Origin of the sequence: Erwinia sp. STN24 (assembly GCF_041320675.1) — a bacterium.
Classification (GTDB): domain Bacteria; phylum Pseudomonadota; class Gammaproteobacteria; order Enterobacterales; family Enterobacteriaceae; genus Erwinia; species Erwinia aeris.
Genome location: NZ_JBGGPM010000004.1, coordinates 193,598 through 212,929, shown reverse-complemented (window position 1 = coordinate 212,929; position 19,332 = coordinate 193,598). Strand labels below are relative to the sequence as shown.

19 protein-coding genes are annotated in these 19,332 nt (G+C 56.0%); 14 read left to right on the top strand and 5 right to left on the bottom strand.

Annotation, left to right across the window (positions count from 1 at the left end; translation table 11 throughout):
- Positions 1-15 precede the first annotated feature (15 nt).
- Complete coding sequence (cysQ, locus tag ACA373_RS15660; protein ID WP_253455845.1) at positions 16-756, top strand: 3'(2'),5'-bisphosphate nucleotidase CysQ; 741 nt, start codon at positions 16-18, stop codon at positions 754-756.
- Positions 757-795: 39 nt separating this feature from the next.
- Here cysQ and ACA373_RS15655 read toward each other — a convergent pair whose 3' ends face one another.
- Positions 796-1,350 (bottom strand): YtfJ family protein, encoded by a 555-nt coding sequence (locus tag ACA373_RS15655; RefSeq protein WP_369895295.1) that lies wholly within the window; start codon positions 1,348-1,350, stop codon positions 796-798.
- Positions 1,351-1,640: 290 nt separating this feature from the next.
- Between ACA373_RS15655 and ACA373_RS15650 the strand changes: the two genes are divergently transcribed.
- The gene (locus ACA373_RS15650) at positions 1,641-1,847 is read left to right on the top strand and encodes a DUF1107 domain-containing protein (RefSeq protein WP_246760837.1); all 207 of its coding nucleotides are present in this window, start codon (positions 1,641-1,643) and stop codon (positions 1,845-1,847) included.
- 56 nt (positions 1,848-1,903) lie between these two features.
- Here ACA373_RS15650 and ACA373_RS15645 read toward each other — a convergent pair whose 3' ends face one another.
- On the bottom strand, positions 1,904-3,229 hold the full coding sequence (locus ACA373_RS15645) for a hemolysin family protein (protein ID WP_253455841.1): 1,326 nt from the start codon (positions 3,227-3,229) through the stop codon (positions 1,904-1,906).
- 524 nt (positions 3,230-3,753) lie between these two features.
- On the opposite strand from ACA373_RS15645, the gene ACA373_RS15640 reads away from it, so the two are divergent.
- From ACA373_RS15640 to ACA373_RS15630, 3 genes are read left to right on the top strand one after another with little or no spacing between them, the layout of a single operon-like run.
- A complete protein-coding gene (locus tag ACA373_RS15640; RefSeq protein ID WP_370734835.1) occupies positions 3,754-5,469 on the top strand; it encodes an autotransporter assembly complex family protein in 1,716 nt (571 codons plus the stop codon).
- Complete coding sequence (locus ACA373_RS15635; RefSeq protein ID WP_370734784.1) at positions 5,466-9,239, top strand: translocation/assembly module TamB domain-containing protein; 3,774 nt, start codon at positions 5,466-5,468, stop codon at positions 9,237-9,239. Before ACA373_RS15640 ends, ACA373_RS15635 begins: the two co-directional genes overlap by 4 nt.
- Positions 9,240-9,241: 2 nt before the next feature.
- On the top strand, positions 9,242-9,595 hold the full coding sequence (locus tag ACA373_RS15630) for a gamma-glutamylcyclotransferase (RefSeq protein ID WP_125290334.1): 354 nt from the start codon (positions 9,242-9,244) through the stop codon (positions 9,593-9,595).
- Positions 9,596-9,663: 68 nt separating this feature from the next.
- Here ACA373_RS15630 and ppa read toward each other — a convergent pair whose 3' ends face one another.
- Complete coding sequence (gene ppa / locus ACA373_RS15625) at positions 9,664-10,191, bottom strand: inorganic diphosphatase (RefSeq protein WP_125290335.1); 528 nt, start codon at positions 10,189-10,191, stop codon at positions 9,664-9,666.
- 186 nt (positions 10,192-10,377) lie between these two features.
- A complete protein-coding gene (gene fbp / locus ACA373_RS15620) occupies positions 10,378-11,376 on the bottom strand; it encodes a class 1 fructose-bisphosphatase (protein ID WP_253455834.1) in 999 nt (332 codons plus the stop codon).
- Positions 11,377-11,545: 169 nt separating this feature from the next.
- On the opposite strand from fbp, the gene mpl reads away from it, so the two are divergent.
- Positions 11,546-12,898, top strand: coding sequence for a UDP-N-acetylmuramate:L-alanyl-gamma-D-glutamyl-meso-diaminopimelate ligase (gene mpl, locus ACA373_RS15615; RefSeq protein ID WP_125290337.1), 1,353 nt, complete (start codon positions 11,546-11,548; stop codon positions 12,896-12,898).
- 45 nt (positions 12,899-12,943) lie between these two features.
- Here mpl and yjgA read toward each other — a convergent pair whose 3' ends face one another.
- The gene (gene yjgA, locus ACA373_RS15610) at positions 12,944-13,486 is read right to left on the bottom strand and encodes a ribosome biogenesis factor YjgA (protein ID WP_253455830.1); all 543 of its coding nucleotides are present in this window, start codon (positions 13,484-13,486) and stop codon (positions 12,944-12,946) included.
- 162 nt (positions 13,487-13,648) lie between these two features.
- On the opposite strand from yjgA, the gene pmbA reads away from it, so the two are divergent.
- From pmbA to ACA373_RS15570, 8 genes are all read left to right on the top strand, one after another.
- Entirely contained in the window at positions 13,649-14,989 is a 1,341-nt protein-coding gene (gene pmbA, locus ACA373_RS15605; protein WP_125290339.1) for a metalloprotease PmbA, read from the top strand.
- A 573-nt stretch (positions 14,990-15,562) separates the two neighbouring features.
- A complete protein-coding gene (locus ACA373_RS15600) occupies positions 15,563-15,931 on the top strand; it encodes a tlde1 domain-containing protein (protein WP_370734783.1) in 369 nt (122 codons plus the stop codon).
- A complete protein-coding gene (locus ACA373_RS15595; RefSeq protein ID WP_301730295.1) occupies positions 15,928-16,359 on the top strand; it encodes a hypothetical protein in 432 nt (143 codons plus the stop codon). Before ACA373_RS15600 ends, ACA373_RS15595 begins: the two co-directional genes overlap by 4 nt.
- A 408-nt stretch (positions 16,360-16,767) precedes the next feature.
- Entirely contained in the window at positions 16,768-17,109 is a 342-nt protein-coding gene (locus tag ACA373_RS15590) for a glycine dehydrogenase (protein ID WP_301730294.1), read from the top strand.
- A 24-nt stretch (positions 17,110-17,133) separates the two neighbouring features.
- Positions 17,134-17,496 (top strand): glycine-rich SFCGS family protein, encoded by a 363-nt coding sequence (locus ACA373_RS15585; RefSeq protein ID WP_253455817.1) that lies wholly within the window; start codon positions 17,134-17,136, stop codon positions 17,494-17,496.
- A gap of 3 nt (positions 17,497-17,499) precedes the next feature.
- The gene (locus ACA373_RS15580) at positions 17,500-17,796 is read left to right on the top strand and encodes a DUF4312 family protein (RefSeq protein WP_301252918.1); all 297 of its coding nucleotides are present in this window, start codon (positions 17,500-17,502) and stop codon (positions 17,794-17,796) included.
- A 51-nt stretch (positions 17,797-17,847) separates the two neighbouring features.
- Positions 17,848-18,624, top strand: a complete 777-nt coding sequence (locus tag ACA373_RS15575) for a DUF4311 domain-containing protein (protein ID WP_253455811.1) — start codon at positions 17,848-17,850, stop codon at positions 18,622-18,624.
- Between the two features lie 10 nt (positions 18,625-18,634).
- Positions 18,635-19,276 carry a DUF4310 family protein gene (locus ACA373_RS15570; protein ID WP_125290346.1) on the top strand — a complete coding sequence of 214 codons (642 nt, stop codon included), beginning with the start codon at positions 18,635-18,637 and terminating at the stop codon, positions 19,274-19,276.
- Positions 19,277-19,332: the final 56 nt, after the last annotated feature.

Below are 19,332 nucleotides of genomic sequence, written 5' to 3'. Positions count from 1 at the left end.
ATCAAGAGGTGGACAATGTTAGAGAATATATGCCAGCTGGCACGAGACGCGGGCGTTGCCATCATGCAGATATACGATGGTCAGGCGCCGCTTGATGTTGCCACAAAATCCGATGATTCGCCGGTCACCGCAGCGGATATCGCCGCACACAAGGTGATCCTGAAGGGGCTGACCACGCTGACGCCCGACGTGCCCGTTTTGTCTGAAGAAGATCCGCCGGGCTGGGAGATCCGCCAGCACTGGCAGCGCTACTGGCTGGTCGATCCGCTGGACGGCACCAAGGAGTTTATCAAGCGGAACGGCGAGTTCACCGTCAATATTGCGCTGATTGAAAACGGCAAGCCCGTGCTGGGCGTGGTCTACGCGCCGGTGATGGACGTGATGTATTCGGCCGCCGAGGGGAAAGCCTGGAAGGAAGAGGGCGGTGTAAAAACGCAGATCCACGTGCGCGAGGCGCGCCCGCCGCTGGTGGTGGTCAGCCGTTCGCATTCCGACAGCGAGCTGGAGGATTACCTTAGCCAGCTGGGCGAGCATCAGACCATTGCTATTGGCTCCTCGCTGAAGTTCTGTCTGGTCGCGGAAGGCAAGGCGCAGCTCTATCCCCGCTTTGGGCCAACGAATATCTGGGATACCGGTGCAGGCCACGCCGTAGCCATTGCCGCAGGCGCGCACGTGCATGACTGGCAGGGGAAAACGCTGGACTATGCGCCGCGCGAAGCCTTTTTGAATCCGGGCTTCCGCGTCTCGATCTTTTAATCGGCCAGGGGAGGCGGCACCGGCGCCTCCCTCTGTCCGTCAGCGTAACAGCTGACGCACCAGCATAATCACCTGCTGGACTTCCTGCTGCGTCAGCGCGCCATCCTTGACGAAACGCACCTTTCCTCCGCTATCCAGCACAATAATCGCCGACCCTTCATCCTGCAGCTGCCAGGCCCGTTTGGCCGTGCCGTCGCTGTCGACGATAAACTGCGACCAGGGATACTGTTTCTTATTGCTCTGAATGCTGCTGCGGACAAACATGCCGGTGCCGGGGATAGCATCGTCGGTATTCACCAGCGTGGTGGTCTGATAGCGATCGTGGGGAAACCGGGCCGATTTAATCGCCTCGATCAGCGCCGCATTTTTCTCTTTGGCCGAGGCGCGTCCGGCGATGTGCTGAAGAACGCGCACTTTGCCCGGCAGCGCGGCGCTGTTCCAGACTCGATAGCTGAACTGCTCCTGCTGATAACGCAGCTCGCCTTGATCGGTAATGCCGACAGGCGGCACGCGCTGGCCTGTAACCAGGTTATGGGCGCTGGCGGCGCACGACAGCAACGTTAACAGCAGCAGTAAAAGACGAAAAATCATGATTGAACTCATTAGTCATGTTTCTGCAATAATAAACGTGGATGATGCGTCTGTCGCAGCGATACAACATCTTTGCAACACAACGCACAATTCCGTAAAGGTCGAAGGTTTATACTGCGTTCATGCAGCCGGGTGAAAGAGCCTACTGTCATGATGTGTAAAAACAGTAAAAAAACTCGGTTTTAGGAATTTTAGAAGTGAAACCTGGTCTATAGTGTATCCACTTTGTGCTGCAAAGATTCGTACCGAACTTGGAAACGACGCAGCACGCATCATCTTTCAGGAGTTGTAACATGAAGATTTTCCAGCGCTATAATCCGCTGCAGGTGGCCAAATATGTCAAAACACTATTCCGTGGCCGGATCTACATCAAAGATGTAGGCGCATTTGAGTTCGATAAAGGTAAGATCCTGATCCCACGCATTAAAGATAAGCAGCACTATAGCGTGATGTCAGAAGTGAACCGTCAGGTGCTGCGTTTGCAGACCGAGTTCAACTAGCAACCGGCAGGCCGGTTCAAAAGAAAGAAGGCGCGAAATTCGCGCCTTTTCTGTTTTTATTCTTCGACCATTTTGTTCAGCACGGCGGCACCCTGTCGGGTTTCATCAATCCTCGTCACCAGAAGCTGATCGATACGGTAGCTGTCGATATCCACTACCTCGAACTTATAGCCGTGAAACTTCACGAAGTCGGTGCGTTTAGGGATTTTTCTCAGCATATACATCATAAAGCCGCCGATAGTCTCGTAGTTGCCGGACTGCGGGAACTCGTCGATATCCAGTACGCGCATCACGTCGTCGATTGGCGTGCCGCCTTCCACCAGCCAGGAATTCTCGTCGCGCGCCACGATCTGCTCTTCCATTCCCTGGCCAACCAGATCGCCCATCAGCGTGGTCATCACATCGTTCAGGGTAATGATCCCCACTACCAGCGCATATTCGTTCATGATCACCGCAAAATCTTCCCCTGCGGTTTTAAAGCTTTCCAGCGCCTCGGAGAGCGTCAGCGTATCCGGCACGATCAACGCCGAACGGATCTGCACGCCGCTGTTAAGCGCCATGCTCTGGTTGCCCAGCACGCGCAGCAGCAGCTCTTTGGAATCGACATAGCCGACGATATGGTCGATATCGTCATTACAGACCAGAAACTTGGAGTGCGGATGATTGGCAATCTTCTCCTTCAGGCTCGACTCATCCTCATGCAGATTGAACCACACCACGTTCTCGCGCGAGGTCATGGAGGAGGGCACGGTGCGCGACTCCAGCTCAAACACGTTTTCAATCAGCTCGTGCTCCTGCTTGCGCAGTACGCCAGCGAGCGCGCCCGCTTCTACCACCGCGTAGATATCGTCCGAGGTGATATCGTCCTTGCGCACCAGCGGGATCTTAAACAGGCGGAAAATAATATTGGCGCCGCCGTTAAAGAACCACACCAGCGGCCGAAAGATAAACAGGCACATCCGCATTGGATTGATGATTTTCAGCGCGACGGTTTCCGGCGCGATCATCCCCAGACGTTTTGGGAAAAGATCGGCGAACAGGATAAACAGGCTGGTCACCACGGTAAAAGAGGCGATAAAGCTCAGCTGCTCCGCCAGTACCGGGCCGGTGATGCGATCGAAAAGCGAGCGGAACACGGGCGAAAACGCGGAATCGCCCACGATACCGCCCAGAATAGCCACGGCGTTCAGGCCTATCTGCACCACGGTAAAAAACATCCCCGGCGTTTCCTGCATCTTCAGCACGCGCTGGGCGTTGATGTTGCCGTCGTCCGCCAGCAGCTTCAGCTTGATTTTGCGCGAGGCGGCCAGAGAGATTTCCGAAAGTGAAAAAAATGAGCTGATGGCGATCAGCATTAAGATGACAAGCAAGCTGTCTAACATAAAACATCCATTAAATGGCCGCTTCAGGCGCTTTCAGAGGAAAATGCGCTAAAGCAGGCCTTAAGTTGATTACCTGTCATTTTTGGCCTGGGCAGCAGATGAGGAGCAGCTGACCTTCTGTACCTGTGAGCGGCACCGGGCTATCCGTGCCAAAAATGTCTGCGCCATTTGGCTTGGGCAGAAAGACGTTAACTGGCCGCAGCGCGGCCTCTGCCAGAGATTATAGCTGTGGTGAGGATTGCTTACAATTACGGCGCTGCAGGCGAACCGGCGGTGAGATTTATCCGAGTCTGCATTGCAGGCTGATATAGCGTAACATTCCCTCACGATCCATGGTTGTAACCTGGCGATTCTTTGCACACAATAACGCAAATTTCGGCCTTTCAGTGAAAAAGAGCCTCTGAACCCGTAAAAAGTTGCCATGCTTAAGCGGGCTATTTTCAAGATTCAGCAGTTGCGCCCATCTGGAATCCGGGCCGGCAATAAATTCAGGAGTTAGCGTGCCACGAATCCATGTCTATTGCATGTTAGGTCTGATCGCAGCCGTGCCTGCCGCTCAGGCGGCTACGGTGCGTTTGCAGGTCACTGGCCTGTCTGGGGAATTACAAAAAAACGTGCGCGCAAGATTGTCGACCATCGCAAGCGAGGAAGTGACCTCCGATGGGCGTTTCCGCGCGCGCGTCAGCGAAGCGGTTAAGGAAGGACTTAAGGCGCTGGGCTACTACGAGCCGGAAATTGAATTTGAACTGCAGCCGCCGCCTGCGGGCGGCAGACGTCCGGTGCTGCTGACGAAAGTCACGCCCGGCCCGCCGGTGAAGCTGGCGGGCGAAACGGTGATTATTCGCGGTGGCGCGCGCACCGACGAGGATTACCAGACGCTGGTACGCACCGGCAAAGCCAAAATCGGCGGCGTGCTTAACCACAGCGACTACGACAGCTTTAAAAGCTCGCTCAGCAATCTGGCGCTGCGCAAAGGCTATTTTGACGGCGACTACCGCAAAAGCCAGCTGGGCGTTTCCGTCGAGCGGCACGAAGCTTTCTGGGATATCGATTACGACAGCGGTCAGCGCTACCGCTTTGGCGACGTCACCTTTGAAGGGTCGCAGATCCGCGAGGAATACCTGCAAAACCTGGTGCCGTTTAAAAAGGGCGACTACTACAGCTCGCGCGATTTGGCCGAGCTGAACCGCCGCCTTTCCTCTACCGGCTGGTTTAATTCCGTGGTGGTCGCGCCGCAGTTCGATCAATCCCGCAAAAATAAAATATTACCGCTGCACGGCGTGGTCAGTCCGCGTACGGAAAACACCATCGAAACGGGCGTGGGCTATTCCACCGACGTCGGCCCGCGCGTTAAAGCGACCTGGAAAAGGCCCTGGGTAAACTCCTACGGCCACAGCTTTACCACCAGCGCCAATATCTCTGCGCCGGAGCAGCAGCTCGACTTCAGCTATAAAATCCCGCTGCTGAAAAACCCGGTCGAGCAGTATTACCTGCTGCAGGGCGGCCTGAAAAGAACCGACCTGAACGACACCAAATCCGACTCCACCACGCTGGCCGCGTCCCGCTACTGGGAATCCTCTACGGGCTGGCAGCGCGCCATTAATCTGCACTGGAGCCTGGATCACTTTACCCAGGGTAACGTCACCAACACCACCATGCTGATCTATCCCGGCGTCAGCGTTAACCGCACCCGTTCGCGCGGCGGCCTGATGCCCGTGTGGGGCGACTCGCAGCGCTACTCGCTGGATGTCTCCGATACGACCTGGGCCTCGGATATCGATTTCGCCGTGGTGCAGGCGCAAAACGTCTGGATCCGCACGCTGGCGGATAAACATCGCTTCGTGCTGCGCGGCAATCTCGGCTGGATTGAAACCAACGATTTTGAACGCGTGCCGCCTGATTTGCGCTTTTTCGCCGGTGGCGACCGCAGCATTCGCGGCTACAAGTACAAAGGCATTTCGCCGCGCGACGACGATGGCAAGCTGACCGGCGCCTCGAAGCTGGCGACCGGATCGGTGGAATATCAGTACAACGTAACCGGTAAATGGTGGGGCGCGGTGTTTGTGGATTCCGGCGAAGCGGTCAACGACATCAAGCAGAGCAATGTCAAAACCGGCGCCGGTTTCGGCGTGCGCTGGCAGTCGCCGGTTGGGCCGATCAAGCTGGATATCGCCCGTCCGGTCGGCGACAGCGAAGATCGGGACATACAGTTTTATATCGGATTGGGGCCTGAATTATGAGTCGCTGGAAAAAGGTCCTTATTGGCATCCTGATTTTCCTGGTTGTGCTGCTCGGCAGCGTGGCATTTTTAATTGGCACCACCACCGGATTACATCTGGTGCTGAACGGCGCGGCGCGCTGGGTGCCGGGGCTGGACATCAAACAGGTCAGCGGCGGCTGGCGTAACCTGACGTTAAAAGGCGTGCAGTATGAGATGCCTGGCGTGACGGTTAATGCCGGCGAGTTTCATCTGGCCCTGCAGCTGGGCTGCCTGAAAAACAGCGCGTTCTGCGTCAATGACCTTGCACTGCGCGACGTCAGCGTGGTGGTGGACAGCAAAAAGCTGGGGCCGCCCGCGCCGGAAGCGAAAGAGGATGAAGCCTCTTCCGGCGATCTCAGCACGCCGTACCCGATTACGCTGCGCCAGCTGGCGCTGCATAACGTCACGGTAAAAGTAGACGACACGGCGATCTCGCTGGCGGACTTTACCTCTGGCCTCAGCTGGCAGCAGCGCGCGCTGACCTTAACGCCGACCCATATTCAGGGCCTGCTGATTGCGCTGCCGAAGGCGGCCAAAGTGGCCGACGAGCAGGTGGTGCAGCCAAAAGTGCAGCAGCCGCAGGCTAACGAGCCGCCGCTGGGCGAAACGCTGAAGGCGATGTTCGCCAAACCGCTGCTGCCGGATCTGCCTGATTTCAAAATGCCGCTGGATGTAAACGTCCAGCAGATCCTCGGCGAGCAGCTGCGCATTACCGGCGATACCGATATCGCCATCACGCGTCTGCTGGTGAAGGCGCAAACGCAGGATCGCCTGCTGCGTCTGGAAACGCTGGATGTAGATTCGCCGCAGGGTCAGCTCAACGCCAGCGGTCAGGCACAGCTGGCGGATGCCTGGCCAGTGAATTTCAACCTCACCAGCTCGCTTAACGTCGATCCGATCAAAGGCGAGAAGATCAAAATGACCGTCGGCGGCGGCCTGCGTGAGCAGCTGGATCTGGCACTGAACCTTTCCGGCCCCGTGCGGATGCAGCTGAACGCGCAAACGAAGCTGGCCGAAGCGGGCCTGCCGCTGGCGATGACGATGCAAAGCGCGCAGCTGCGCTGGCCGCTGACCGGCGAAACGCAGTATCAGGCCGATAACCTGAACTTCAGCATAAAAGGCAAAGCGACGGACTATGTTATGTCGCTGAAAGCCGCGCTGCGCGGCCAGGCCATTCCGCCCGCCACGCTTACGCTGGACGGCAAGGGTAACGCGGAGCAGTTCTCGCTGGATAAGCTGCGGCTGGCCGCGCTGGAGGGCACCACCGACCTGACGGCGCTGGTGGACTGGAGCAAGGCGATCAGCTGGCGCAGCGAGCTTCAGCTTAACGGCATCAACACCGCCCGGCAGTATCCCGACTGGCCAGCGAAGCTGGAAGGTAAAATCACCACGCGCGGCAGCCTGTACGGCGGCAGCTGGCAAATGCGCGTACCTGAACTGAAGCTGCGCGGCAACGTGAAACAGAATGCGGTTAGCGCTGACGGCTCGCTTTACGGCAACAGCTACAACCAGTGGGATATTCCCGGCATCAAACTGGTGTTGGGCCGTAATAATGTCGATGTTAAAGGCTCGCTCGGCGACAAGCTGTCGCTGGACGCCAATATTGACGCTGAGCATCTGTATAACGCGCTGCCTGGCCTGGGCGGCGTGGCGAAGGGCACCATCAAAGCGCGCGGCGATTTGAAAACGCCGCAGCTGCTGGCTGATTTAACCGCTACCGGCCTCCGCTGGCAGGCGATGAGCATCGCCCGCGTCGCGCTACAGGGCGACGTGAAATCAGGCGAGCAGATCCAGGGCAAGCTGGCGCTGCGCGTGGATCGGCTGAAGCAGGACACGCTGACGGTTAACCGGCTGGATCTGGACGCCAGCGGCGATGAAAAAGCGCACCAGCTGAAGCTGACGGTCAATGGCGATCCGGTTTCCGGCCAGCTCCAGCTGAACGGCAGCTTCGATCGCAGCCAGCAGCGCTGGCGCGGCACGCTGAACAATACCCGCTTCGACACCCCGGTAGGGGAATGGCGCTTAACGCGCGCCATTGCGCTGGACTATCTCAACAGTAGCCAGACGGTCTCGGTTGGCCCGCACTGCTGGCAAAACCCCAACGCTGAACTGTGCGTGCCGCAAACCATCGAAGCCGGCCCGTCCGGCCATGCGAAGGTGACGCTCAACCGTTTCGATCTGGCGATGGTGAAACCTTTCCTGACGGATGAAACCAAACTCAGCGGTGTCTTCAGCGGCGATGCCGACGTCAGCTGGACAGCAGACGGCGGTTTGCCGCAGGGCCGCGTCTCGCTGAAAGGCAACGGCGTGAAGGTCGCGCAGGATGTGGACGGCAATACGCTGCCCGTAGCCTTTGATACGCTGAACCTGAACGCGGCGCTGCGTAACGGTCGTGCCCAGCTCGACTGGCTGATCCGCATCGCTAAAAACGGCCAGCTGGACGGCAATGTGCAGATCGCCGATCCGCAGAACAAACGCGGGCTTTCCGGCAACGTTAATATCAAAAACATCGATCTGACGCTGCTCAATCCGGCGCTGATGCAGGGCGAAAAAGTGGCCGGCGTGCTTAACAGCGCGCTGCGCCTGGGCGGCAGCCTGCAAAAACCGCAGGTCTTTGGTCAACTGGGGCTGAAAAACGTCGATGTTCAGGGCAGCTTTATGCCGGTCGATCTGACCTCAGCCAATCTGAACATGGTCTTTAACGGCATGAGTTCTACCCTACAGGGTCTGATCGAGACGTCTCAGGGGCAGCTGGCGCTCAGCGGCGACGCGGACTGGGCGCAGCTGGACGCCTGGCGGGCGCGTATTGCGGCGAAGGGCAGCAAAATCCGCGTGACGGTGCCGCCGATGATCCGCATGGACGTTTCGCCGGATCTGGAGTTTGAAGCCACGCCGCAGGCGTTTAACCTGAACGGCCGCGTCGATATTCCCTGGGCGCGCGTGACCGTCCAGGAAGTGCCGGAAAGCGCCGTTGGCGTCTCGTCGGATGAAGTGCTGCTGGATGAAAACCTCAAGCCGATTGCGCCGAAAAGCACCTCGATTCCGATCAACAGCAACCTGGTTATTCACGTCGGTAACGACGTGCGTCTGAGCGCCTTTGGGCTGAAAGCGAAGCTGAACGGCGATCTGAAGCTGGCGCAGGATAAACGCGGGCTGGGGCTGAACGGCCAGATCAACATTCCTTCCGGGCGTTTCCATGCCTACGGTCAGGATCTGATCGTGCGTAAAGGCGAGCTGCAATTCTCTGGCCCGGCCAACCAGCCTTACCTCAACATCGAGGCTATCCGCAACCCGGAAGCCACGGAAAATGACGTCACAGCAGGCGTGCGCGTTACCGGTCTGGCCGACGAGCCGAAGGCGGAAGTCTTCTCCGATCCGGCTATGTCGCAGCAGGAAGCGCTCTCTTATCTGCTGCGTGGACAGGGTCTGGACGCGACCGGCAGCGACAGCAGCGCATTAACCTCGGCGCTGGTGGGATTAGGGCTTGCACAAAGTGGGCAGGTTGTGGGTAAAATCGGGGAGACTTTCGGCGTAAGTAATCTCGCGCTGGACACGGCGGGCGTCGGCGACAGCCAGCAGGTTCAGGTCAGCGGTTACGTGCTGCCGGGTCTACAGGTAAAATATGGTGTTGGCATATTTGATTCACTGGCGACCTTAACCTTACGTTATCGCCTGATGCCCAAACTTTATTTGGAAGCGGTGTCTGGTGTAGACCAGGCGCTTGATGTGCTCTATCAGTTTGAGTTCTAGCAATGCGAATAATTGTCTACGGCAGCCTGAGACGCAAGCAAGGCAACAGTCACTGGATGACCAACGGGCAGTGGCTGGGCGATCATCAGATCGACGGCTACGAGCTATATAATCTGGGTCTTTACCCCGGCGTCGTCGCGGGTAGCGGGCAGGTTTACTGCGAGGTCTACCGGGTGGACGCCTCCACGCTGGGCGAGCTGGACGCGCTCAGAACCAAAGGCGGAGAGTATAAGCGCGAGCTGATGCCGACGCCTTACGGCAGCGCATGGCTGTACGTTTATCAGCGTTCGGTAGAGGGCAAGCAGCGGATAGCCAGCGGAGACTGGCTGCTGCGGGATAACCAGGATCCTGCCTGACACGCGTGACATAAATAAAAACACCGCTCACTGAGCGGTGTTTTTTTATCTACTGTCCGGGCGGCGGTTTACTTCTTCGCGCGCTCGAAAGAGGAGATGATTTCAGCTTTCGCCGCTTCAGCGTTGTCCCAGCCTTCCACTTTCACCCATTTGCCTTTCTCCAGCGCTTTATACTGCTCGAAGAAGTGGGTGATCTGCGCACGCAGCAGTTCCGGCAGGTCGTTCACATCTTTGATGTGATCGTACTCTTTGGTCAGCTTGGTGTGCGGAACCGCAACCAGCTTGGCGTCTTCGCCAGACTCGTCGGTCATTTTCAGCACGCCAACCGGACGGCAGCGGATCACTGAGCCTGGCTGCAGTGGGTATGGCGTCGGCACCAGCACGTCTACCGGGTCACCGTCCAGAGACAGCGTGTGGTTGATGTAACCGTAGTTGCACGGATAGAACATCGCGGTAGACATGAAACGGTCAACAAACAGCGTGCCGGAGTCTTTATCTACTTCATATTTGATCGGATCGGCATTGGCCGGGATTTCAATAACAACGTAGATATCTTCTGGCAGATCTTTACCCGCTGGAACCTGGTTTAAACTCATGGTGAATTCCTTTAATCGTCTTAAATCAAGTGACGCTCATTATAGCCAACTGGATATGAAAGTATGCCCCCTTTTTGGGCTTTCAGATTGCTCCAGTACGCTGGCCGATTATTTAACGTGCTGGCAAAGCGCACGCAAAAAAAACAGGGCGATCCGAAGATCGCCCTGTCTGCATAGCCGTCGGCCTTAAGCGTCCGGATATTCGCGCAGGAAACGCTCGGTGTCGTCAACCATATCGGTGTTGCCGACAAAGAACGGCGAGCGCTGATGCAGGGTTTCCGGCACCAGATCCAGAATGCGGTTTTTGCCGTCGCTGGCCTTGCCGCCGGCCTGTTCGGCCAGAAACGCCATCGGGTTGCACTCATACAGCAGGCGCAGCTTGCCCTGTGGGTGGCTGGCGGTGCTTGGATAGAGATAGATGCCGCCTTTCAGCAGGTTGCGGTGGAAATCCGCCACCAGCGAGCCGATATAGCGCGAGGTATAAGGGCGATGGGTCAGCTGATCTTCTTCCTGGCAGAACTTCAGGTATTTCTTCACGCCCTGCGGGAAACGGATGTAGTTGCCTTCGTTAATGGAATAGGTGTAGCCCTTTTCCGGGAAAGCCATTTTTTCCGCGCTCAGGCAGAAAACGCCCAGCGAAGGATCGTAGGTGAAAGCGTGTACGCCACAGCCGGTGGTGTAAACCAGCATGGTAGAGGAACCGTAGACGACATAGCCCGCGGCAACCTGCTGACTGCCCGGCTGCAGGAAATCTTCTTCCGTTACCGGCGTGCCTGGCGGCGTGATGCGGCGGTAGATAGAGAAAATTGTGCCGACGGAAACGTTAACGTCGATGTTGGAAGAGCCGTCCAGCGGATCCATCAACACCACGTATTTACCGTTCTCAACGCCTTCGAAAATAACGATTTCATCTTCTTCTTCAGAAGCGATACCGGCTACGATACCGCGTGCTTTCAGCGCGGCCTTGAGTTTTTCGTTGGCAAACAGATCGAGCTTCATCTGCTGTTCGCCCTGCACGTTTTCCACGCCGCTGGCGCCCAGAATATCGACCAGCCCCGCTTTGTTGATGTCACGGTGAATGATTTTTGCGCCCAGCTTGATAGCTGAAATCAGCGCCGTCAGTTCACCTGTGGCGTGAGGAAAGTCGTGTTGCTTCTCGACGATAAATTCGCCTAACGTTTTCATAACACAATCCCTGAATCTGCGGTTGAACAGCAGCCTGCGATACAAACTGCCAACGTATGTCGAGGCAGTTTAGCCGAATGAGGGCTAAAGAACATAGGGCAAATTCCGTTTCTTCCGCACGATGAGGACGCTACACTGTGCACCGACCCTTTCAGTAAACGGACCTTTTATGCGTATTCACATCCTCGGTATCTGCGGCACATTCATGGGCGGTCTGGCAATGCTGGCCCGATCGCTGGGTCATGAAGTGACCGGTTCCGATGCCAACGTTTATCCGCCGATGAGCACGCTTTTAGAAAAGCAAGGCATTGATTTAATTCAGGGATATGATGCTTCCCAGCTCGATCCCGCGCCCGACTTAGTGATCATCGGCAACGCCATGACGCGCGGCAACGCCTGTGTGGAAGCGGTGCTGGAACGGAATATTCCTTACCTCTCCGGCCCGCAATGGCTGCACGATTTCGTCCTGCGCGACCGCTGGGTGATTGCGGTTGCCGGAACGCACGGAAAAACCACTACGGCGGGCATGACCGCGTGGATCCTGCAGGCGTGCGGGCTGGAGCCGGGCTTTGTCATCGGCGGCGTGCCGGGTAACTTCGACGTTTCCGCAACTTTAGGAAAAAGCCCATTCTTCGTGATTGAGGCGGATGAATATGACTGCGCGTTCTTCGATAAGCGCTCAAAGTTCGTGCATTACTGCCCGCGCACGCTGATCCTGAATAACCTTGAGTTCGACCATGCGGATATTTTCGATGATTTAAAAGCGATCCAGCGGCAGTTCCATCATCTGGTGCGCATCGTGCCGGGTCAGGGACGGATTATCGTGCCGGAGCAGGACAGCAACCTGAAGCAGGTGATAGCGATGGGCTGCTGGAGCGAGCAGGAAAGCACCGGCGAAAACGGCCGCTGGCAGGCGAAAAAGCTGACGCCGGACGCCTCGCATTGGGAAGTCTGGCTGGACGGCGAGCGCGTGGCGGAAGTGAACTGGTCGCTGGTGGGCGAGCACAACATGCATAACGGCCTGATGGCCATTGCCGCTGCACGCCACGTAGGCGTGAAGCCGGAAGATGCCGGTAAGGCGCTGGACGACTTTATCAACGCCCGCCGTCGCCTGGAACTGCGCGGCGAAGCCAATGGCATTAAGGTTTACGATGATTTTGCGCATCATCCTACCGCCATTCTGGCGACCATGACCGCGCTGCGCAGCAAGGTAGGCGGCAGAGCGCGTATCCTGGCGGTGCTGGAGCCACGCTCCAACACCATGAAAATGGGCATCAGCAAAGACGATTTAGCGCCTGCGCTGGGCCGGGCCGATGAAGTGTTTTTGCTGCAGCCGCACCATATTCCGTGGCAGGTCGCCGAAGTGGCAGAGGCGTGCGTACAGCCCGCTCACTGGAGCGCGGACGTGGATACGCTGGTAGAGATGATTGCTAAAACGGCGCAGCCGGGCGACTACATCCTGGTGATGAGCAACGGGGGATTTGGCGGCATTCATCAGAAGCTGCTGGATCGGCTGGCGTAACGGGCCAGCCAGTCGGCGCTGCGGGCAAGCAAACCCGCAGCGTTTTCAGGAGGCTTCGGCCAGCTCGCGCAGATACTGGAAGATCTGGCGGGAAGCTTTCGGCGGCTTATTGGCCGCTTTTTCTTTCTGGGCGTTGCGGATCATCGAGCGCAGCTGCTGACGATCGGCGTTCGGATAAAGCTGTAAAACGTCCGCCATCGCGTCATCGCCTTCGGCAACCAGACGATCGCGCAGCATCTCCAGCTTATGGAACAGCGCAACCTGCTGGTTGTGACGGTTCTTCAGCTTGTCCAGCGCCTGCCGGATAGGATCTTCGTCGCGCGAGCGCAGCATTTTGCCAATCAGCTGCAGCTGACGGCGGCGTCCCTCTTTCTTGATCTTCTGAGCCAGCTCGATGGCGGCGCGCAGATCTTCATCCAGCGGGATTTTATCCAGCGAGTTACCGCTCAGTTCTACCAGCTCGGCGCCCAGGCGCTTCAGCTCTTCGGCATCACGTTTAATTTCACTTTTACTGACCCAGATAATTTCATCATCTTCTTCTTCGTTATCTGGTACATCATCGAGCCAGTCGTCAGGCTGTTTGGTCATGGGAGGCTCCCTAAAAAAGAGGCTAATGCTATCAGGAAACTCAGGCTACTGCGAAATTGTTCGCTGAGTCTGTTAGACTCAGGTAAACCTGAAACCCTGAAGAGTCCGGAAATCTGGTGGCGTATACCCAGAAAAGCCCTCTGTTAATTATATGGTAGGTCGATGAAATTACTCTCCCAAGTTGCAGAACAGCGTAAAACCCTCGAAGAGGCGGTCGCAACAGCACTCGAGCTGGCCAAAGCCAGCACCGATGGGGCGGAAGTCGCCGTCACCAGAACCACGGGGATCGGCGTCAGCACCCGCTACGGCGAAGTAGAAAACGTTGAATTTAACAGCGACGGCGCTTTAGGCATTACCGTTTATCATCAGAATCGCAAAGGCAGCGCGTCTTCGACCGATCTCAGCCCGGACGCCATCGCGCGTACCGTGCAGGCGGCTGTCGATATCGCCCGCTATACCTCCGCCGATCCTTATGCGGGCGTGGCGGATCGCGATCTACTGGCTTTTGATGCGCCGGATCTGGATCTTTTCCATCCCACCGATCTTGATCCTGACAGAGCGATCGAGATGGCGGCGCGGGCCGAGCAGGCTGCGCTCAAAGCCGACAAGCGTATTACCAATACCGAAGGCGGCAGCTTCAACAGCCATATCGGCATGAAGGTCTTCGGCAACAGCCACGGCATGATCCAGGGCTACTCATCCAGCCGCCATTCGATTTCAGCCAGCGTTATTGCCGAAGCTAACGGCGATATGGAGCGCGATTACGCCTACACCATCGGCCGCGCTATCGAAGACCTGAAGTCGCCGGAGTGGGTCGGCGAAGAGTGCGCCCGCCGCACGCTGTCGCGCCTCTCGCCGCGCAAGCTCGCCACCATGAAAGCGCCGGTTATTTTTGCGGCGGAAGTGGCGACCGGCCTGTTTGGCCATCTGGTCGGCGCGATCAGCGGCGGCAGCGTCTACCGCAAATCCACTTTCCTGCTGGATGCGATGGGCAAACAGATCCTGCCGGAATGGCTGACCATCCAGGAGCAGCCACACCTGCGTAAAGGCCTGGCCTCTACGCCGTTCGACAGCGAAGGCGTGCGTACCGAACAGCGCGACATCATCAAAGACGGCGTGCTGCAAACCTGGCTGCTGACCAGCTACTCGGCGCGCAAGCTGGGCCTGAAAAGCACCGGCCATGCGGGCGGCATCCATAACTGGCGCATCAACGGTCAGGGCGACAGCTTCGACCAGCTGCTGAAAAAAATGGGCACCGGTCTGGTAGTAACGGAACTGATGGGCCAGGGCGTTAGCGGCATCACCGGCGACTACTCGCGCGGCGCGGCCGGTTTCTGGGTCGAAAACGGCGAAATTCAGTATCCGGTAAGCGAAATCACTATCGCAGGCAACCTGAAGGACATGTGGCGCAATATGGTCACGGTGGGCAGCGATATCGAAACCCGCAGCAATATTCAGTGCGGCTCCGTGCTGATCCCAGAAATGAAAATCGCCGGACAATAATTCTGGTGGCTTATGTAAGGGAGGCGCAGACTGCGCCTCCCTTTACTTCCCAGCCTGCTACTGATGGTGATGAGTTCTGCCCTGTAAAACCTTAAAATGAAAAGATCTCCGCCACAGTGAGATTTCTGCATGGATTAATATTTGCTTTGGAGGGCTTTAATGAATTTTGATGCTGAAACCGTAAATAAATGCACAAAAAGTGATAGCTATCGTAACTATCAATTTAGAAATCCCGCCAGGCAAAGAATACCAACCATAAAAACCTACACTAGCGCCGCTATATAAATATAGAGGCGATGAAATCGCCGGTAAAATAGAAAAAATTAGATAACCTTCCTCATATAGCCTTCACAACCCCGTCGGTTGCCAGGGTTCATGATGCGTAAGTGGCATGCGTAGAAATCCCACCTTGAATCGATAATACGCCAGGTTTATGCAAAATCAATTCTTTTTTGATTGAGGTTATAAGAGGCCTAAATTTTTTGCTGCCGCTATAGAAACGCTTAAGCGATATCTGTTAAGTAATCTTGCTAAGAGGCTTTATAACATGTGAGGTAAACAAGGAGAGTAACAATGGCATGGACGTATAATGTAATGATGAAGACCTTTAAGCGTAACGGGGAATACAAGTTCAGCGCGCTTTATGCTGGTGCTCCGGGCTATAAAGATAATCCTGAGTATGAATGTCTGCGCGATAGAGGCCCGTTGCCCAGAGGTAAATACCGGATCGCAGGCGTTCCATTCACACATAAAAAAGCGGGTCGATTCACGCTTCGCCTTGAGCCAGATAAAGGCAACAATATGTGTAATCGGAGTGGTTTTCTAATTCATGGAGAAAGTCAAACGCATCCAGGCGAAGCCTCAAATGGCTGCATCATACTGGATCCAAGGTTCCGTAAAGCAATTTGGGATTCAAAGGATAAGGAGATTATTGTTGAATGAGATATTTTCTTCTCCCCTTAATTATTTGCAGCACCTGTACGCTTGCCGCGCCGGTGCTTGATAATAATTGTAAGTCGCCCATATCAGGTACTGCCATAAGAATGATGGATAAAATGCATGAGGAAATGCATATTGACATTAAGAGCATACCGCCCGATGGGGTAACCACGGAATTGCTATTCAACGAACCTGTCTCTGATTTGTTATCACAATACTATGCCGAAAAAACCTATAAAACCGATACCCTTTTATCGATAAGCGATAACAAAGAAATATATTCACAGGATAATCCTGTTAACCTCATAATTAAGTTTACTGTTAAAGATAAGGAGGGAAAAGAGGATATTTTCCTTGTCTCTACCATTGCGAATGATTATGAGTGTAATATAGAATTTAACGGTTATTTGATTGTCAAGCGTGAATTCTGATTTTGCCCCTGTGTCAGCGCGCAGGGGCTTCTCACTATCTGGGAATTTACTTTATGTCTGTTTTATTTCTTAAATAGAGCTAATCTTTCTTTTTTTTATTTAAATAATGATTTCGTTCTCCACTACCATAAGCAATTCCTATGGTTTCCATCAGGATAGCCGCTGCGATCGCCGTTATCGGCCGATCAGGCAGACATTTTTTCTGTCGTACTGTGATTTACCTTCCACTTTTGCTCTTCTGTTAAGTGAAATAACCATTTTGTGAAGGATTTCCCTGGCTTCGCGCTTATTTCCACTTTGAAACGGAAAAATGCGGTCTACAAAATCGCTACCTCCGGCGCTACTTTATTTCTCTCGCGAATAAATTCGGTTTACAGCCGAACCAAAACGGAAAATAAGGGGCGTTGCGTGAAAGACGGAGCAGTGGCGGTAAAAGAAACCGACGAGCAACAGGCGGTTCAGGCGCTTGCCGACAAAGTGATGATGCAAATCAGCGAGCTGTTTGCTGCCAAAAATATTTATCCTGATGCCGTTCAGCAAAAAATGCTGGCTTCGCACGTGCGGGCAATGGCTTCGCGCTCGCTAACGGGCGAACCGCTGCCGGAAGTCGAGGCTGAACTGTTTGACGAGATCTCGCCGGGATCCATGTTGCTGGCCCAGCAGGTGGTGGATCTCTTTGGCAACTTGCCCCAGGAAGAAGCCTGGCTGCTTTCCGTTCACGTTGAAGTCGCAAAAGAAAACCAACCGTAAATTTACCAGCCGGAGAAAATGCTTATGTCACAAGTCATTGTTGTTATTGGCGATCGTTTAGGGAAAGGCCAGAAAGTCGCGGCAGGCGTCGAGAAAGCGGGCGGGAAGGCCGTGGTGGTGCCGGGCGTGGCGGCGGACATGAAGCTCGGCGACGTCATGAAAGCGGAAAATGCCACTTTCGGCATCTCTTTTTGCGGCAGCGGCGGCGCAGGCGCTATTACCGCGCAAACCAAACACGGCTACAAAGCGAAATATGGCATGCGCTCTGTAGAAGAGGGCGTAACCGCCATCAACGAGGGCGCGAACGTGCTCGGCTTTGGCTTTATGGACAAAGAAGAGCTGGGCGAACGCCTGGTGCAGGCCTGGAACAAGAAGCACGGTGCCTGACCGATGAAGGAGCAATTTACCACAGCGGTAAAGGTCAGCGGCAAAGGCGACAGCAAAGAGAAAGCGTTCGCCGATGCGCTGAGCCGTGTGCAGAGCACGCTGCTAAAGACGACCGGTAAGGTGCTGCTGCGCATTGAGCCGCAGGAGGTCAGGGTGGTGCTGGCGCGGGAAAGCGTCAGGAAAGAACGCTTTTTGTTTTTCTTTCTGGCGAGGGAGCGGCGGAGTTACAGCATCGAACTGGAAATTACCGTCAGCGTGAACGCTATCGATGTCGACAAAATCGATTTCCTCACGCGCTAGCCGGGCAAACATAACTTAAAAACGTTGGCGCAAGCCTGCAAGGAAAGTGTGATGTTTTTAATTATCCTTTTTAAATCTCTTATTATCGGCGGCCTGGTCGGAGTAGGCGTTGGCGCTGGCGCCGCGCGTATGTTTCATGCGCCGGCGACTCAGGGCATGGGCGCCTTTCGCACGCTGGGTGAACTCAACTCCTGTGAAGGCGATCCCGCCTCTCACTTCTCGTTTGGTCTGGGCTTCTTCTTTAACGCCTGGGCTTCTTCCGTTGCCGCAGGCTCGTTTACCCAGGACGTCGACCACCGCATTATCCCGAACTGGGGCGCGGCGGCGCTGATGATCCGAAACCGCAACCTGGCAGAAACGCTGCACGATCCGAAAAAAATGGCCATCGCCTGCGGCCTGATCGGCATGGTGGTGGTCGCCTTTCTGAATTCTACCGCTTCGGCCGTGCCGGCGGCGCTCCAGATCACCGCCGTTAAGGTGCTGGTGCCTGCGGCTAACCTGCTGGTCAATACCGTGATGCCAGTGATCTTCTGGCTGGCGGCAATCGATGCCGGTAAAAAATCGGGTTTCTGGGCCACCATCTTCGGCGGCCTGGCGCAGCTGATTATGGGCAATGCGGTGCCGGGACTGGTGCTGGGCATTTTGATCGGCAAGGGCGTTGAGGAGAGCGGCTGGCATCGCGTCACCAAAGTGATGATGTTCGCCATCGTGCTGCTGTTTGTCCTGAGTGGCTTCTTCCGCGGCTTCGATATGAAAATGCTGGAATCTTTCCGGCTGGGCGTGCCGGACTGGCTGTCGATGTTCCATAACGCGCTGAGCGGAAAATAAGGAGAGGAAAATGGAAGCAAAAAGCGGTTTCTGGTATGCCGACTGGTCTTTCCCGATCTTTGTCGGCCTGCTTTCCGCCGGCGTGTTCGCCGGAACGCATATGTATTACGTCTATGGGCTGGGCGCGTTTAACGAGGTCGCCTTTGTCTCTATGCTGCGCGCGGGTATGGAAACCGGCGTCTATGGCGCGGTGGCGGCCTTTGGCGCGAGCTTTCTGTTCGCCCGTATTATCGAAGGGTCGCTGGTGGGCATTCTGGATATCGGCGGCGCCATCCAGACGGGCGTCGGCCTTGGCGTGCCGGCGCTGCTGTTGGGCGCCGGATTTATCTTCCCCGTGGCCAACTTTGCCGCCTCGCTGCTGACCGGCCTGATCCTGGGCCTGGCGATCGGCTACCTCATTATTCTGGCGCGCAGGTTCACCATCAATAACAGCGATTCAACCTATGGCGCCGACGTCATGATGGGCGCGGGCAACGCGTCCGGGCGTTTCCTCGGGCCGCTAATTATTCTCTCGGCTATGGCCGCCTCAATTCCCATCGGTCTGGGTTCGCTCATCGGCGCGCTGCTGTTTTATCTCTGGAACAAGCCTATTACCGGCGGCGCCATTCTGGGCGCAATGCTGCTGGGCGCATTTTTCCCGGTGGCGCTCTAGCCCGATCGCCAGGGCTCAGCGGCGCTGGCGGCCGCTTTTGCAGACGGAGGAGTTTG